This window comes from Corynebacterium sp. ES2730-CONJ, from assembly GCF_024834055.1.
In the GTDB taxonomy this organism is placed as follows: domain Bacteria; phylum Actinomycetota; class Actinomycetes; order Mycobacteriales; family Mycobacteriaceae; genus Corynebacterium.
The window spans coordinates 99,827-114,692 of record NZ_JANUXZ010000006.1 but is presented as its reverse complement, the minus strand read 5'-3'; the positions used below and the strand labels follow the sequence as shown (position 1 = coordinate 114,692).

Here is a 14,866-nt window from a genome sequence, read left to right as displayed (position 1 = left end):
CCCCAATGAGTTAAGTCGCGGTCCAGGCTGATCTACTCTTTGCTTGAAGGTATGGAGGATACTACTAGGTCTGAAGGCAGGTTCGCCGCCGTTGTGGATACGATTCGGCGGCGCGATCGACCGACGGGCTCTATATCTTCACGCCGCATCAAAGAGCTCTACCGGTCTCACCCTGCGCAGGAAGAGCTGGCCTTTAATAATCCTCTCGACTGCACCCCACGACTGACAGTGAGCCCTCTAGTTGCGCTGGTGGTGGTGAGCGTGGGGCTAATTGGGGTCATTGCGGTGTGGCTGGGAGCTTTCGCCTACGAATCTCCAGCTCCGCAACCTGTACTCCGTGTGACTGGTGCGATCCCCACCCCTTTACCAGTGGCGCCACCGAGAACGGAGATTGTGGTGGCTGTCGTCGGCGCCGTGGAGCACCCTGGGTTGTATCGCTTTAGTGATCCTGATGCGCGTATAGCGGATGCCCTTAAGCGCGCAGGCTTTGAGAATGCCATTTCTCTGGCAGGTATTAACCTAGCCCAGCGACTCACCGATGGTATGCAGATTACCGTGGAGTCCGACACAGATGCCTCGATCGCTGATGCTCCCGCGGTATCAGGCGGCACTCCGAAGCGGGTAGCTCTCAACTCGGCGGGGCGCGAAGAATTAGAGTCTCTTCCCGGTATCGGGACCAAAACAGCAGAGGCCATCATTGCGTACCGCGAGCGCGTCGGAGCTTTCAGTACTATCGAACAACTTCAGGATGTCAAGGGCATTGGCCCGAGTAAATTTGCGGCTCTCAAAGATCAACTCGTCTTATGAAAACCCAGAGCCAGGTACGCCTTCTCCCCAGCGCCGCGACTATCTGGGCGGCTATGTTTGCAGTATTCGAGGCCCGCTACCACGATCACAGTTATCTTCTCATTATCGTTGTCGGTCTTTTTATCCTATTCATCTTAGGGATCGTTCTTAGCCGTATTGATCGTGGCCAAGCAATCCTTACCAGCGGCAGCGGAAGTATAGCGCTTTTTATAGCAACGCTACGTCTCAAACAAGCAGAGAGTTTTTCTTTTTCCTCTCCCACCCTCATGCGTGCCCTCGATTCAGCCCGCGTCGGTGGCAGTGGCGCCGTGCAGCATTTTTCCCCTCCCGGCTACCCCGGATCGATCACGGTATTCTCCCCGCGGCCCTTGAATATTATTCCTGGTGAACTGGCAATGGTGAAGGGCTATCCTGACCATGGGAGGGGCCTGGGGTTAGATGCACTGATTTTCCACGCGCGGGAAGCAGTACGAGCGTCCCCGGTGCATCCCGTGCTGTCTTTTCGCCATGAGCTGCGACTAATCTTCCGTCATCACGCCGAGGAGATTATTGACGGTGACGCCGGTGCACTAGTTCCAGCCATGGTCTTCGGTGATATTTCGGGTCAGAGTCCCCAGTTGCGGCAGGATTTTATCCTCAGCGGTTTAGCCCATCTCAGTGCTGTCAGTGGAGCCAATATCACCATGATTCTCACAGCAGTAGTCGTGCTTTTAGCACGCTGTTCACCGCGCATGCGCGCATTTGGGGCGCTACTGGTGATGGCAGCATATATTTTCGTCGTAGGTATGGAGGCCTCGGTATTACGCGCTGGGTTCATGGGAGCCGTTGGCATGATTGCGCTAGTGACCGCCGCTGTGCGCGCCCCCATGAACGCCTTAGCTATCAGTAGTGGAATACTCTTGCTTTACCACCCAGGTTTTGCCACTCACTGGGGATTTGCCCTCTCGGTGGGAGCCACGGCTGGAATTATAGTGATCAATCCGTGGATCTACTGGCATCTGCGTCATATGCCAGGGCCTGCGATAATATGGAAATCTCTCAGCGTAGCGCTGGCCGCGCAGCTGAGCACCATGCCACTTGTGGCAGGCATGGCGGGCCATATCTCGGTGGTGAGCATCTTCGCCAACCTTATCTGCGCTCCCGCTGTTCCGGTGGTCACGATTTTTGGCCTCATCGCCGCCGGTTGCGTGGGGCTCGGAGAGCTAGTAAGCCCGCTTGCACATATCGGAGATTTCATCCTGTGGGTGCTCGCCCCCGTAGCCCGCTGGATTATCTCTACCGCACATATAGCCGCTCATCTCAACGGAGCCGTGATCACCGTAGCCTCACCAGTGAAGTGGGCAATTGTCATTGCCTTGTGGGCACTCTATGCGATCTCGAAGAGCCGCACGTGGTGGGTGCTAGCCTTAGCTGCGCTGGTACTTGGAGTACTGTCACTGCCCCAGCATGAACTACCAGAGCCAGATCTGAGCACTATACGAACCTACGAAGTGAATTCGCTGCAAGAACTAACAGACCAACATACTATCCCAGCAGGTACAGAAGCTATTATCGTGCGCTCTCATAAGGACGTGTCAGCAGATTATCCAACAGTGACCCAAACCGGGATCCCGGTGTACTTTCGCGCACCTGACGGTTACTCACAGCTAGAATCGAGCCCATGAAACCTGTCCACCTCATTCTTGGCGACGAAGACTTTCTCATCGAGCGCACCATCAAAGAGATCAGTGCCGCTATCAAGTCGCACGCTCCTACGGGCACGACTATTGATATCACCCAAATCCGCGCCGGGGATATCACCAAGGCGGAGCTCTTAGACTTACTAAGTCCATCACTATTTGGCGAGGATCGCATCGTCGTGATCGACCGAATGGATGAGGCAGGTAAGGAACCCGCTCAACTCATCGTCGAGCTTGCGCGAGATCCCGGACCCGGTATTTATGTCATCATTAGCCATTCGGGTGGAGGTCGGCAAAAAGCACTGGTGACGCCCCTGAAAAAGCTTGCCGAGGTCCATGAGATAGAAGCGCCCAAGCAGCACCAGCGGACCCAATGGTTAAACCAGGAATTTCGACGCCTCGGGGTCCAGGTCACCCCCGATGTGCTCCAGGTTCTCCTTGAAGGCGTGGGTTCAGATCTACGTGCTCTCTCCAGTGCCGTAGATCAGCTAGTGGCAGATACTGATGGCGAGGTTACGGCTGGAAAGGTACGTCAGTACTATGAGGGTGTTGCTGAGGTTAGCGGTTTCGATGTTGCCGATCTCGCTTGCCAGGGAGATACCTTCAAGGCCCTGGCTAGTATGCGACGAGCCTTACAGCTGGGGGTGGAACCAGCTGCACTTGCCACCGCTTTGAGCATGAAAGTATCGGGAATTGCGCGCCTATACTCCTCCCAACCGCACCCTTCCTTAGCCGGTCAACTAGGGATGCACCCCTATGTCCTGGAAAAGACTGCGCAACTAGCGCGGCGATGGCGGGGAGACAATATCAGCCAAGCAGTGATCATTGCAGCCGAATTGGATGCGGAAGTTAAAGGTCAGGGGGGAGATCCAGCCTTCGCCCTCGAGCAGGCGGTGCGTCAAATTTCGCAGCTGGCTGGCTAGATTCCTAAGATGGGGATAATGACGACCCCTTCTCCAGACCCTGAACTGCAAGCCTTTATCAACGAGCTCTTTCACCTCGCTCGCACCGGAGGCGAGCCCGCCTGCGATAGGCTGAGGACGCTCGTTACTCTGGGGCTTAACCCCAATATTAGTAATGAGGAGGGCAATACTCTCCTCATGATAGCCGCCTATAGCGGCCATGCTGATATTGTCCGGGAGTTAATCAATATGGGGGCGGACCTTAATCAATTAAACGACCGGGGACAGTCCCCGTTGGCAGGAGCAATATTTAAGAAGTATCCAGAGGTCATTGCTACTCTGATCAATCACGGCGCTGATCCTCATATCGGTCATCCCAGCGCCCATAACACCGCAAAAATGTTTGGACTCAGTGACCTTGTAGCCCACCTTGACGCTCACGATTCCGGTGACAAGCGCTGATATTATCGGGTTGATCACGCTCAACCTCATTGGCATGATCAGCCCCGGACCGGATATACTTCTCCTCATCCGACTGGCCACAAAATCTCGGCCGCATGCCCTCGCCGCCACTCTCGGTATCGCCAGCGGGCTCACGGTGTGGGTGATCGCAACGGTTGTGGGAGCCTCCACCCTGCTTCATGCTTATCCATCGATCATGGGGGCTATTCAACTTATCGGCGGCTTATGGTTGGGTTTTATGGCGAAGAATGTACTCACATCCGCTCTCGCCCAGTATCGGGAGGGTACTCAGCTCGATATTGATCACGCGGCACGCTTAGGTAGCCTCAAATATTGCTATCGCCTGGGCCTAGCAACAAATCTGTCTAATCCCAAAGTGGTGCTCTATTTCGCAGCGATTATCGCACCATTCCTGCCACCCAACCCACATATCGGCCAAGCGCTCCTCGTGGTGGCAGTCATAATAACGACCACCGTTCTAGGCTTTTCTACACTTGTTATGGCCTTCTCAGCTCGTCCGGTGCGTCACGTATTCTATCGCTTTAGCTATATCGTGGATTTTATCGCCGGCGGATTTTTTGCAGTTGCCTCAATTGGTTTAATCATCGCAGGGTTATTTTAAAAAAATCCCGCTGATCGGTGAGGATCAGCGGGATTTTCTTAAGCCATCTTATTTAAAGCTGTGGCCATACGGGACTTCTTGTTTGCCGCATTATTGCGGTGGAAGACACCCTTGGTAACAGCCTTGTCCAGTTGACGCGAAGCAACACGCAATTGGTTTTCGGCGCCGGCCTTATCGCCTTCGGCAACTAGAGCGCGGAATTTACGGATCTCGGTGCGAACCTTCGAACGAATTGCCTGGTTGCGCTGACGAGCCTTCTCGTTGGTGAGAACGCGCTTCTTCTGTGACTTAATATTTGCCATGTGTATACCTCTTATTCGGATATCTTAGTGCACCACGGCTGCTACAAGTTGAAGTTCGCGGCGATCCCAAGGTCCTGACCGCTCGAAGATGAACTTAACCACCATGGTGGTGTTGTTTCGGACAACGAACGAAAACCTTACCACCTCCGCTAACTAAAAGCGAACACGTAAGCAGTTATTTCCACCCGAATTCACGGCGCAAGCGATTGGCTATCGACTCCCACCGGCGCGGCGGGATCACAGCCCCCTGGCGCCTAATCACGATCTCTGGAACCTGCACTAATTTATCAAGCCTGGCCCAGGCATTCCGCCCCGTCTCATCCCACGGCCCTGCCCCTATTTCAGCCCATGATGAACTGAGCGCATGTGCAGGATTAGGGGAGGTAATCAGGCCCAAAAGCTTATCCCCACTGCGGCCCACCACGATGAGGGCTCGTTCGAAATCCGGTTCGCTCGGGCGGGTAAAAAAAACCACTTCGCCAGGATCGACTTGGCCATCCATATTGGGGGCATAAATAAGCCCGCGCGGATATTCAGCGGTGTCGACGACTGCGATATCAGCGCGCGCCGGAGTGCGAAGGTGGTGGGCGTCGATTCGCTCAGTGAGCCCGAGTTGAGAGGCGAGAGCCTTCAGGCCCTTATCGAGATTGGAGGTTTCGTCGCTTCGAAATAGCCTCACCATGATCGCCCGCAAGATACGTCGCACTAAGGAATCCGGCTTCATAATCTTTCAGTTTATCCTTCTGAAGCATCTAGAGGGGGCCTAAGTCGGGAGAGTATACAGAGGTGGGGTAAAGTCGGGAGAAGAATTGCAGTTGGAGAAAGGGATTAAATGGCCAAGAATTTCGCGGAGCAGACTTTTTCGGATCTCTCCAAGATCCGTAACTTCTGTATTATCGCCCATATTGACCATGGAAAATCGACCTTAGCGGATCGTATTTTACAGTACTCCAATGTTGTCGATGCCCGCGATATGCGCGAACAATACTTAGACAATATGGATATCGAGCGTGAGCGCGGCATCACTATTAAGGCGCAAAACGTTCGGCTACCCTGGGTGCCGCGTTCCGGTGCGCACAAAGGTGAAGAAATCGTGATGCAGATGATCGACACCCCGGGCCACGTTGACTTCACCTATGAGGTTTCTCGAGCGCTCGAAGCCTGCGAAGGAGCTATCCTCCTAGTTGACGCCGCCCAAGGCATCGAAGCTCAAACTTTGGCGAATCTCTACCTAGCCATGGAGAATGACCTCGAGATTATTCCCGTACTTAATAAGATCGATCTGCCAGCCGCAGATCCAGAGAAATATGCCCAAGAAATTGCCCATATTATTGGATGCGAACCAGATGATGTTTTACGGGTGTCAGGTAAAACCGGTGAAGGCGTTGAAGCTCTCCTCGATAAAGTAGCCGAATTGGTGCCGCCACCGACCACCGATCACGGCATTGATGCGCCGGCGCGCGCCATGATTTTCGACTCGGTCTATGACACCTACCGCGGCGTGGTTACCTATATTCGTATGATCGACGGGAAGCTGACCCCTCGACAGAAAATTAAGATGATGTCGAGCAGTGCCGTTCACGAGTTGCTGGAAATTGGCATTGTGTCGCCCACCCCCAAAAAGTGTGACGGCTTAGGCCCTGGTGAAGTGGGATATCTGATCACTGGCGTCAAAGATGTACGCCAGTCCAAGGTCGGAGATACCGTTACCTGGGCCCAAAACGGCGCCGAAGAGGCTCTGCAAGGCTATGCTGATCCCAAACCCATGGTGTACTCAGGGCTGTTCCCAATTTCGCAAGCCAACTTCCCAGACCTGCGTGAAGCACTGGAGAAATTACAGCTCAATGACGCTTCATTGTCCTGGGAGCCGGAAACCTCTGTGGCTCTGGGCTTCGGCTTCCGCTGCGGATTCCTTGGATTGCTCCATATGGAGATCACCAGAGACCGCCTCGAACGCGAATTCGGCCTTGATCTCATCTCCACTGCCCCCTCGGTGTCCTACCGTGTGGTAGCCGAAGATGGGAGCTCAACTCACGTACACAACCCTTCAGATTGGCCTGGTGGAAAATTACGCGAGGTGTGGGAGCCTATCGTAAAAACCACCATCATCGTGCCCTCCGAATTTGTAGGTAGCACCATGGAACTCTGCCAATCCAAGCGCGGACAAATGGGAGGCATGGACTATTTATCGGAGGACCGCGTAGAACTGCGTTATACCATGCCGCTGGGTGAGATTATCTTCGATTTCTTTGATTCTCTAAAGTCGCGCACCAGGGGATATGCCTCGCTGAATTACGAGGAAGCGGGGGAGCAGCAAGCCGATCTGGTCAAGGTTGATATTCTCCTGAACGGCGATCCAGTGGATGCCTTCTCGGCAATTGTTCACCGTGATTCCGCTTTATGGTACGGCAATAAGATGACGAAGAAACTGAAAGAGTTGATTCCACGCCAGCAATTTGAAATCCCCATTCAGGCCGCGATCGGCGCCAAGGTTATAGCCCGTGAAAATATCCGGGCAATGCGTAAGGACGTGACAGCGAAATGCTATGGCGGCGATATTTCTCGTAAGCGGAAGCTTCTTGAAAAACAGAAAGAGGGCAAGAAGCGCATGAAATCCCTTGGTTCCGTTTCGGTCCCACAGGAAGCCTTCGTGGCAGCACTGAGCACGGACGATAATTAGTCACGGCCCCAGCCCGCGAGATTTTCTCCTCGCGGGAAGCTTAAAGATGCCAGCAACTTAAAGGCACCGGATATTCCCGGATATTCATGGGTGCTAGCTCATGAGAGTAGACCACTGCCTCAAAAAGCAAGTGACGTGTATCATAAGAACCCATATTCCCTATTCCGCAACCAGTATGAGGAGAGAGCTGCACCATGACAAGGATTCCCCGAACCCTATTAGCTATAACTCTTGCTGGTTCGATGATCACGCCTGGCCCCGCCCACGCACAGATGCCTCCTCTACCCGCCCTATCCTCTCAAGGATCATCTACTGATCTTATAGGCGACTTTTTGGTGCATATTAAACGCAGCGTGGATGATTTTCTAGCACGCATGAGCCCAGCACGGCCGCTGCCACCTTATGATCAGCGCACGGATGAAGCGGTGACCATAGCGCTCATTAACCAAGAGCGCACACGCCGCGGCCTCTATCCGCTCGTCTTCGATGACGTCTTGTATCAACAGGCACGCGGGCATAGTCAATGGATGGCGCATAATCAGTTCCAGCCAAGCGTCGGTATTACCAGTGGTGAACTAATCGCTAGCGCCCCTGGCGTGCTCAGTGGTCAAGCTTTCCACCAGTGGAACAGTGTCCCTGGTGAACGCGCGCTGCTGCTCAATCCGAGACTCACCAGGATCGCGGTCGCGGCACACCGAGCCGTGGATGGGCGCATCCTTTATACCGCACTCGTTCGCTAACAAGGATGTGTAGCGGTGCCGCCTGAACAGTCTCCGTTATGGGAGATGTTCTGCAAAGGTGGTTAGAGCTCCTACCGTCAGCGTGGATGAGTAACTGCCCGCATTCTCTTTCGATCCTCATCATTCGGGGTAGAAATATTAGGGAGATGCTAAGTGTGAGGTGACCTGCGGGTCAGGGTTTACCCTGCAGGTAGCAGAATATTTGCCTCACCTTACCCGTTAGTCGTATTCCTGCCGTCCCCGATCATGGCTCCTCATTTCTGGCTGGCCAGGGTCAAAAAATTTGCCTGGCCCACTATGACAGACTTCAGCTTGGCTTAGGGCATGCCCGTAGCATCGCTATCTCCAAACTCATCTAAAAGATCTTTGTGAGTGATCCTCAACCTACGATGCGGAGCGATATCTTTTACACTCTAGATTCAAGTATTGAGGGGGCGAGCGTCGAGGTGCTCATCTTAATAGTGAGCTTGTCAGGCTTGTTGGTGAGTCTTAATTCAATACACAGGCAGTGCCCCAACTGCGCCGGGTAGAATACGAGCCTGCTTTTATAGAACTATGATCTTGGGAGTAATAGGCGGTCTAAAGGTTTTTAGAGTAACCTCCGCAGTGCGTGGTGGAGTCGGCGCTGACGTGCGGGATATGAACGAGTGCGTCATCAACCTATAGTATTAGAACCTGTTTGATTCTAAGGTACTTATATCTGATTAAGGATGTGCACGATCGCTACTTCACATTCACCGAGCTCCGCGACGTCGGATCCCACTCCGACTTCTGCTCGTAAACGGTTTCATTTTCACACTGACCCGACAATCTTCGCCATGGCGGCTGGGACCATCGGTGCATTCGTCCTCGTCACTTTGATATTTGGGGAGCGGATACAACCAATATTTGCCAGTGCATCAGCGGCCCTGCTGAAAAATTTAGGCTGGATGTATATCGGAGGTATTTCCTTAGCGCTGATCTTCCTGATCGGCATCTTCGCCTCCAGCTACGGCCGGATGCGTTTAGGCGACGACGACGACGACCCCGAGCATTCTCTCCCCGTCTGGTTCGCCATGCTCTTCGCTGGCGGCGTGGGCGCTGTCTTGATGTTCTGGGGTGTTGCGGAACCCATTAACCATATTTACAACCCTCCAATGAATAATGTGGAACCCATGAGCGCAGCGGCCGCCGAGCAGGCATTCGCTTTCACGTTCTACCACTTTGGTATCCATATGTGGGTCATTATGGCGCTACCAGGCCTGGCCTTGGGCTACTTCATCTACAAGCGCAAACTGCCACCGCGTCTGTCTTCAATCTTTGCCCCCCTCTTAGGCCCGCGTATCTATTCACTACCAGGCAAATTCATCGATGCCTTAGCAATTATTGGTACGGTCTTCGGCATCGCGGTCTCGGTTGGCCTGGGAACGCTGCAGGTCAACGCCGGCCTCAATAAGATTTGGGGGGTACCCCTGGTGGGATGGGTGGAATTACTCATCATCATTCTTATCACCGTGGTGGCCAGCTTTTCGGTCGCGAGTGGGCTGGATAAAGGTATAAAGATTCTCTCCAACCTCAATATTGCCATGGCCGTGATCTTCATGGTCTTTGTTGTCCTGACCGGCCCCACACTTACTCTTTTGCGTTCCGTGGTCGAGGCCTTCGGAATCTACGGTGATTGGTTGCCGCGCCTGATGTTCTGGACAGATTCTTATAGTGATAATCCTGGCTGGCAGGGCAAGTGGACCGCTTTCTACTGGGCGTGGACGATCTGCTGGTCGCCGTTTACGGGGATGTTCGTCGCTCGAATTTCCCGCGGACGCACGGTCCGTGAATTCATCGGCGGTGTGCTCATTTTGCCCACAATCTTCGGAGTCATTTGGTTTGCCATCTTTGGCCGTGCGGGCCTGGAGATCGAGCGTGCTCAGCCAGGCTTCCTCACTGTGCCAGTGGTGGAGCAGGGTGACGTCTCTGCAGCACTCTTTAATTTCCTGCAAGCGTATCCGCTTAGCTCCGTGGTCTCGGTCTTCGCCCTGATGATCGTCATTATCTTCTTCATCACTTCTATCGATTCCTCGGCGATGGTCAACGATATGATGTGCACGGGAGAAGAGAACCAATCGCCGACGGCCTATCGTATCGCTTGGGCCGTGATGATCGGCGCGGTAGCGGCAGTGCTGCTCATCGTTTCTCCCGGCACTGGTATCGATGTTCTCCAGCAGGTTGTCATTATCGTGGCCTTGCCCTTCTTCCTCATGCAGTTCGTCATGATGTACTCGCTTTTGAAAGGGATGAATGATGATCGCGCTGCGATGGCTCCCTTGGTGACGAGACGGTGGGAAAAAACCGATACCGCCGAGAAGCTAGCGACGCACGAGCAGCAACCAGCTCCCGGATTCGATGAGGACGGTAACATTTTGCCGACCCCAGAGTTTGAACAAACGGCGGATGGAACTGTCATCATTTCCGGCAATGTGATGATCGACGGCGAGTTAGGGATTACCGGCAGTGTGAACGACGACGTCGAAAAGGACGATATCGACAAAGAACGCGACCAAGGAAAATCCTCTCAGTAAAACTCTCCCTCAGGGCCTCCTTTTAGCATTGTGCTTAAAGGAGGCTTTTCCCAATAAGAAATTCTAAAAGTTAAGAGGATTATCAGATCCATGAGCTGCTGTGATCACCCAAGAAGTGCTTTTTTGTCCATCTAGCTGCGCAGATAGATATTTGGATGCGCAGCAAAGGTGAGTTACCATGGTCGGTCGTATGCGGGACGGTTTAACTGACATAGGAAAACCTCATGAGTCCGCGCGCTACCAAATCTTGTACGCAAATATAAATTTTTAAGGATATTGATGCTTTCATTAAAACCCCGAGCCATAGCCCTGTGTGCCGCCGTCACCGTGGCGTGCACCAGCATGGGTGTAGGCCTTCCAGCAGCTATCGCTGAAGATAAAAACCTGAGTATCGAGCAAACTCTTGGTGATGCCAACCTGCAGGCTGCGGCGCAGATCGATACTACCCAGACGGTGAAGCTCAATATCTACAAATATGACGGCGAGTACGAGGATGTAGAAGGCGCACCGCAAAACGCCCAACCGCTAGCAGGGGTCACCTTCAAAGTGGAGAAGGTCAAAGATGACGCAGGTAACGCCTTTGACCTTACGAAGGCTGCGAGCTGGAAGAAGCTCAACGACATCGTATCGGCCGAGAATGCCAATGCGACGATCGCAGCCCTTCAAGCTGACGACAGCGTAGCTGAGCAAAGCAAGGAAACCGATGGTCAAGGTCTCGCCGCTTTCGAATTTGCGAACGGCGCTGGCGTTTACCGCGTGACCGAAACTCAGACCCCCGAAGGTTATTCGGTGACCTCACCCTTCCTCATCACCCTACCAACCCCCAATGGCGATGGTGATCAGTGGGTATATGAGCGCACGGTTTATCCAAAGAACCAAAAGATTGAGCCGATTAAGGAAGTCAACGATGACACAGCCGCCTTGGGTGGCACCCTTAGCTACCGACTCAGCTCTCGGGTCCCATCAACCAATCTCACCCAATTCAAAATCACGGATGATCTGGTGGAAAACCTCCAGTACGTCGATGGTTCCTTGAAGGTGACCGTAGCCGCGCGGACCGCCCAGGCGGGAGATATCCCAACGCTGGTAGATACTGAGGACTTTACTACCACCACAGGCTCTAATCCCGGTGATGAAATAGTTGTTGACTTCACGGAAAAAGGTCTAGCCAAGCTCGAGGCTTTCTATAAGACGCACACCGATGCTCAGGTCTTTGTGGAATTTGACGCCACAATCGTCTCGCTTCCGGATAACGGGCGAATTGATAACAAAGCAACCTTTGATATCAACTCCAAGTCGTATTCCACCACCCGTGATGAGGACAACCCCACGCGGACGACCTTCGGCAACCTAACGATCACGAAAACTGCTGGTGAAGAGAATGTACCAGCTAATGAGCTGGAAGGTGCGGAGTTCGAGCTCTATCACTGCACCAACGATTCCGGCGCCTGGACGCTCAAGGGTAATGCTCTCAAGACCGCTACCCAGAGCACCGGTGTAGAGCAACAAGAAAAGCTGACGACCAAGGTCGTCTCGGATGAGGCCAAAGCCCAAGGATTCGGTATCCCTATCAAGTCCTACTCAACTGGTTCGGGAGAATCAGCAAATAAGTTCTGTGTCATCGAGACCAAAGCTCCCGCAGGCTTTGTGCGCAACCCAGAAGTTATTCCAGTGGTTGTGACCGAGAACGAGAACGGTCCGGCTGAGTTGACGGCAGAAGTGGAGAACCAAAGGACAACCTTCCTCAACCAGCTACCATCTACTGGTGCATGGGGAATAGTTCTCGTCTTCCTTGTCGGTCTGGCTTTGCTTGCCCGTGGTCTTTATACCACCCGCCGTGATTCCAAGGCCACAGCCTAAAAGCTGAGCTAAAAGAGCGGGGTGGATCCCGTCTGTCCAGCACCGACGGGATCCAGCTGCCAAAGAAGTAGGGAAGGGCTTGAAATTCATGCGTCACCGTCAGCGAAGAGCACGAGACCGGGTGCGCATGCGAGGCCCTCTCTATATCATCCTGGCTGTTGTGGTATTTCTCGCCCCTGTTGTTCTTACGCATCTGAAAAATAGCGAACAAAATCGCCTGGCCGAGTATTACTCGGAGAAGGTAATGCAGATGGAAGCTCAGGACCGATCCACCCTGCTTGACCAAGCGCGAGAGTATAACCAGAATCTGCCCGAGTTCGGTTCACCAGATCCGTGGGTGCACGGTGTTGATACCTCAACCCCTGGCTACCAAACGTACCTTGACCATCTGAATGTAGATTCCATGATGGCAAGGCTGCATATACCGTCAGTCGGTATTGACCTTCCCGTCTATCACGGCACCTCAACATCAACATTAGCTCACGGGGTAGGGCATCTCTATGGCACCGCCCTTCCTGTCGGGGGAGAGGGGACCCACGCAGTACTGACAGGTCACACCGGATTGGCTACGTTAACGATGTTTGACAACCTCACCCACGTAAAAATCGGTGATATTTTTACCCTTGATGTAGTGGGCGACACCCTCGCTTATGAGGTCGATGATATTCGAATAGTACTGCCTGAGGATATCTCCAGCATCAGGCCGATTACAGGTCACGATCTTCTTACTCTCGTTACCTGTACTCCTTATGGAATTAATACGCACCGTCTGCTCGTCCGTGGCCGCCGCATAGATGTGCCACATCACCAGGATGAGCGCCGGTATCGCAGCCCTTGGCAGCTGTGGATGACGATAGCTGTAGGAATTTCGCTAGCCGCTTTGCTGTATTTAGTCATCTTTATGTTAAGGCGGCGAAATAAGGCGGATACGCAGCAGATGAACGGGGAGTTATAAGTGCTATTACACTCACACCCAAGAGTATTGGGCCTGGGGAGATCACTCATCGCAGCGCTGCTGGCAGTATCTACAATCGCCCTTGTCATAGTCCCCGCCCATGCTCAGGCTCCGCGACATTTACAGATTGTGAAGACCTTTGCTAATCCCACCCAGCGCACCGATGGCGTGGTGGGACCAGAGCAACTTATTGGTGCTACCTTCACAATTCGCCAGCTGTTCGGCTTAGGGAAACTTGACCCCAGCCAGTTGAATGATCTCATTCTGCAACGCCCTGAGTTGCTGACATCTGATCCGCAGGTCAATACCGGCCCTGTGATGCACGCGCGAACAGACGATAACGGAGTTGCTCTATTCTCAGGTCTCGAACCCGGTATTTACCAGGTGCGAGAAGACGCCCGCAGGATGGGAGATACTCCTGAACTCGTGTCGACGCCCTTCCTAGTGATCGTCGATCAGCCCTCGACCGCTGTGCGAACGAAAATTCAACCACCATCTGTGACCAAGCGTGCAGACCGCGAGACCGCCGATTGGGGTGAGACTATCGCCTATAGCATCACCGCCCAAGTGCCCCCGGTAGATAGCAACGGCCAACTTCACCGAGTGGAATTCTTCGACTCGCTCGATACCAACCTAGACTTCGAGGGCATCGACACTATCGTGGTGGAAAATCTCGACGGCTCAGTCCGCCTGGAGGCCAACGACTATCGCACCAGCGTGGAGGCAAACGAGGTTTCGATATCCTTGAGCGACGCTGGCCTTACAACGATATCGCGGCTTCGTGCAGGCCACCCCGAAACCACCGTGAATATTAGCTTTCGAGCACGGGTGAAAGCGCCACTCTTCCCAGGCACAAAGATTTCGAATACGATCTATGCCTCCGCGGATGGATACTGCCCAGCCGACACCCAAATGGCGGGATGTTTAGGCGCCTACCCAGCGCTGAAATCTGATACCGCAATAACCCACGCACCCCAGATTAGCTCTGGAAGCAGCATAATGACTGGTGTTGTTGTGCCACTTCTAGCCCTCTTTCTAACGCTCGGATTTGGGTGGCTGCCACTTAGTCAGTTACGGCTTCATCCGCCTAGTAGGCCCGACATCACGCAGGATAAAAATTCGTGGATGATGCAGTCGCCGATAGGTGCATTGGCATCGACGGGGGCTAGTGTTTTAGGACTCGTTGGACTAGCCCTTCTTCTCGTAACGGTGGGCTTGTGGCTGGTGGTCCGGCGGCGACCATCGGGAGACGAAGATGGTGTTTATCCTAAGAGCGAGTCCTAACAGCGGGAGCACAGATTC

General features: G+C 53.5%; 13 protein-coding genes. 11 read left to right on the top strand and 2 right to left on the bottom strand.

Annotated elements, in window-relative coordinates; translation table 11 throughout:
* Positions 1-51: 51 nt before the first annotated feature.
* Genes NXS13_RS08370 through NXS13_RS08350 form a run of 5 tightly spaced genes read left to right on the top strand, consistent with a single transcriptional unit; the run spans position 52 to position 4,472 of the window.
* Complete coding sequence (locus NXS13_RS08370) at positions 52-807, top strand: ComEA family DNA-binding protein (RefSeq protein WP_259289621.1); 756 nt, start codon at positions 52-54, stop codon at positions 805-807.
* A complete protein-coding gene (locus tag NXS13_RS08365; protein ID WP_259289620.1) occupies positions 804-2,471 on the top strand; it encodes a ComEC/Rec2 family competence protein in 1,668 nt (555 codons plus the stop codon). Before NXS13_RS08370 ends, NXS13_RS08365 begins: the two co-directional genes overlap by 4 nt.
* Entirely contained in the window at positions 2,468-3,409 is a 942-nt protein-coding gene (gene holA, locus NXS13_RS08360; RefSeq protein WP_259079732.1) for a DNA polymerase III subunit delta, read from the top strand. Before NXS13_RS08365 ends, holA begins: the two co-directional genes overlap by 4 nt.
* 18 nt (positions 3,410-3,427) lie before the next feature.
* Positions 3,428-3,850: an ankyrin repeat domain-containing protein gene (locus tag NXS13_RS08355; protein WP_259289619.1), complete on the top strand. Its 423-nt coding sequence runs from the start codon at positions 3,428-3,430 to the stop codon at positions 3,848-3,850.
* The gene (locus tag NXS13_RS08350; RefSeq protein WP_259289618.1) at positions 3,837-4,472 is read left to right on the top strand and encodes a LysE family translocator; all 636 of its coding nucleotides are present in this window, start codon (positions 3,837-3,839) and stop codon (positions 4,470-4,472) included. The genes NXS13_RS08355 and NXS13_RS08350 overlap by 14 nt, the downstream gene beginning before the upstream one ends.
* 38 nt (positions 4,473-4,510) lie before the next feature.
* On the opposite strand, the gene rpsT is transcribed toward NXS13_RS08350, so the two are convergent.
* Entirely contained in the window at positions 4,511-4,774 is a 264-nt protein-coding gene (rpsT, locus tag NXS13_RS08345; RefSeq protein ID WP_259079752.1) for a 30S ribosomal protein S20, read from the bottom strand.
* A 175-nt stretch (positions 4,775-4,949) separates the two neighbouring features.
* Positions 4,950-5,498, bottom strand: a complete 549-nt coding sequence (locus NXS13_RS08340) for a growth inhibitor PemK (protein WP_259079754.1) — start codon at positions 5,496-5,498, stop codon at positions 4,950-4,952.
* A 108-nt stretch (positions 5,499-5,606) separates the two neighbouring features.
* On the opposite strand from NXS13_RS08340, the gene lepA reads away from it, so the two are divergent.
* From lepA to NXS13_RS08310, 6 genes are all read left to right on the top strand, one after another.
* Complete coding sequence (lepA, locus tag NXS13_RS08335; protein WP_259079768.1) at positions 5,607-7,454, top strand: translation elongation factor 4; 1,848 nt, start codon at positions 5,607-5,609, stop codon at positions 7,452-7,454.
* 194 nt (positions 7,455-7,648) lie between these two features.
* A complete protein-coding gene (locus NXS13_RS08330) occupies positions 7,649-8,194 on the top strand; it encodes a CAP domain-containing protein (RefSeq protein WP_259158660.1) in 546 nt (181 codons plus the stop codon).
* Between the two features lie 710 nt (positions 8,195-8,904).
* The gene (locus NXS13_RS08325; RefSeq protein WP_396124772.1) at positions 8,905-10,749 is read left to right on the top strand and encodes a BCCT family transporter; all 1,845 of its coding nucleotides are present in this window, start codon (positions 8,905-8,907) and stop codon (positions 10,747-10,749) included.
* A gap of 279 nt (positions 10,750-11,028) precedes the next feature.
* Complete coding sequence (locus NXS13_RS08320; RefSeq protein WP_259079775.1) at positions 11,029-12,609, top strand: SpaH/EbpB family LPXTG-anchored major pilin; 1,581 nt, start codon at positions 11,029-11,031, stop codon at positions 12,607-12,609.
* Positions 12,610-12,736: 127 nt separating this feature from the next.
* On the top strand, positions 12,737-13,564 hold the full coding sequence (locus NXS13_RS08315) for a class C sortase (protein ID WP_259289617.1): 828 nt from the start codon (positions 12,737-12,739) through the stop codon (positions 13,562-13,564).
* On the top strand, positions 13,565-14,848 hold the full coding sequence (locus NXS13_RS08310; RefSeq protein ID WP_259289616.1) for an isopeptide-forming domain-containing fimbrial protein: 1,284 nt from the start codon (positions 13,565-13,567) through the stop codon (positions 14,846-14,848).
* Positions 14,849-14,866 lie beyond the last annotated feature (18 nt).

Excerpts from the sequence above, each read along its gene's own strand:
- NXS13_RS08370 (WP_259289621.1), top strand. The coding sequence starts at position 52 with ATGGAGGATACTACTAGGTCTGAAGGCAGGTTCGCCGCCGTTGTGGAT.
- NXS13_RS08365 (WP_259289620.1), top strand. The coding sequence starts at position 804 with ATGAAAACCCAGAGCCAGGTACGCCTTCTCCCCAGCGCCGCGACTATC.
- holA (WP_259079732.1), top strand. The coding sequence starts at position 2,468 with ATGAAACCTGTCCACCTCATTCTTGGCGACGAAGACTTTCTCATCGAG.
- NXS13_RS08355 (WP_259289619.1), top strand. The coding sequence starts at position 3,428 with ATGACGACCCCTTCTCCAGACCCTGAACTGCAAGCCTTTATCAACGAG.
- rpsT (WP_259079752.1), bottom strand. The coding sequence starts at position 4,774 with ATGGCAAATATTAAGTCACAGAAGAAGCGCGTTCTCACCAACGAGAAG.
- NXS13_RS08340 (WP_259079754.1), bottom strand. The coding sequence starts at position 5,498 with ATGAAGCCGGATTCCTTAGTGCGACGTATCTTGCGGGCGATCATGGTG.
- lepA (WP_259079768.1), top strand. The coding sequence starts at position 5,607 with ATGGCCAAGAATTTCGCGGAGCAGACTTTTTCGGATCTCTCCAAGATC.
- NXS13_RS08330 (WP_259158660.1), top strand. The coding sequence starts at position 7,649 with ATGACAAGGATTCCCCGAACCCTATTAGCTATAACTCTTGCTGGTTCG.
- NXS13_RS08325 (WP_396124772.1), top strand. The coding sequence starts at position 8,905 with ATGTGCACGATCGCTACTTCACATTCACCGAGCTCCGCGACGTCGGAT.
- NXS13_RS08320 (WP_259079775.1), top strand. The coding sequence starts at position 11,029 with ATGCTTTCATTAAAACCCCGAGCCATAGCCCTGTGTGCCGCCGTCACC.
- NXS13_RS08315 (WP_259289617.1), top strand. The coding sequence starts at position 12,737 with ATGCGAGGCCCTCTCTATATCATCCTGGCTGTTGTGGTATTTCTCGCC.